The sequence below is a fragment of the Cupriavidus sp. 01L415 genome (genome assembly GCF_056400065.1).
Genome location: NZ_JBFTSP010000082.1, coordinates 1 through 1,144, shown reverse-complemented (window position 1 = coordinate 1,144; position 1,144 = coordinate 1). Strand labels below are relative to the sequence as shown.

Annotated in this window: 1 pseudogene; it reads right to left on the bottom strand. The window is 63.9% G+C overall.

Annotated features, from left to right (window positions below):
* Positions 1-137 precede the first annotated feature (137 nt).
* A pseudogene (locus AC1DOX_RS30965) lies at positions 138-860 on the bottom strand (reverse transcriptase domain-containing protein); the annotation flags it as partial.
* Positions 861-1,144 lie beyond the last annotated feature (284 nt).

Genomic DNA, 1,144 nt, shown 5'->3' with positions numbered 1-1,144 from the left:
CACCTGCCTGTCAGCGGGAGCGACCGTCTCAAGGACAAGGTCCACATTGACGTCAGCACAGCTTCTGGACCAGGGCGCCAGACACTCCCTCGAAATGCGCAGGGCCAATCTTACCCGGCAGTTTGCTCTATTGTTGGTGGCGTTAGCGGCCCGCCTTGCGGCGTGCCCTGCCGTCTTGCCTCAACCACCCCGCCACGCATCAGCCCCGCTTCCAGATACCGCCGGATTAGCTTGAGCACCCGGGCATCCTTCACTTGCCGGGCCACCCGCGACATCAGGATGTCGTGGTTGACCCGGTCGAAGAACTTCTCCAGGTCGATGTCCACCACCCAGCGCCGGCCTTCCTGCACGTACCGCTGTGCCTGCAAGACCGCCTGCTGAGCGCTGCGCCCCGGCCGGAAGCCATAGCTCGACTCGGAGAACCCCGGTTCGTAGATCGGTTGGAGAACCTGTAGCAGCGCTTGCTGGATCAGCCGATCCACCACCGTAGGGATGCCCAGTGTCCTCACCCCGCCCGTAGGCTTGGGGATGTCCACCGCACGCACCGCCTGCGGGATGTACTTGCCGGCCAGCAACGCCGCCCTGACGCTCGGCCAACTCACCTTCAGCCAGTCCCGCAACGCCGTCACTTCCAGGGCATCCACCCCGGCCGCGCCGCCATTGCAGACCACCCTCCGGTACGCCAGCCACATGTTGCCTCTCTCGACCACCGCTTCCATCAGCGATGGCACCCGCGCTTTCGTTTGCCCGACAGCCGCCGTGCCAGCCTCCGCACCTCCATCGGCCCCGGGCAGGTTCCGCCCGCCTTCCTCCGCTGTGGGCTGCACTCGTTCGTGCATTTGGGCTTCGTCGGTAAGCATCGAGGTCTGTCGTCCTAATCGCGCTCGTTCATGTTCGACCCTTCAGTGCAGCCTCGCACCTAATATGGCCTCTGCTGACTTCTGCACCGCCATCCCCACACCTCTCGGAGTCGGTAGCGCACATTGGCAGCGGTACAGATCTCCCCGTACATGGACGCCCCCGGCTTGCCAAGCTCTCAATTCATGATGACGCGAGGTAAAGATTGCACCCGTACATTCGGACTTTAGCTGTGGCCTTTCGCCACGGTCCCTGATGGGATGTGCTGGTTGGCGCCGCAATCGGG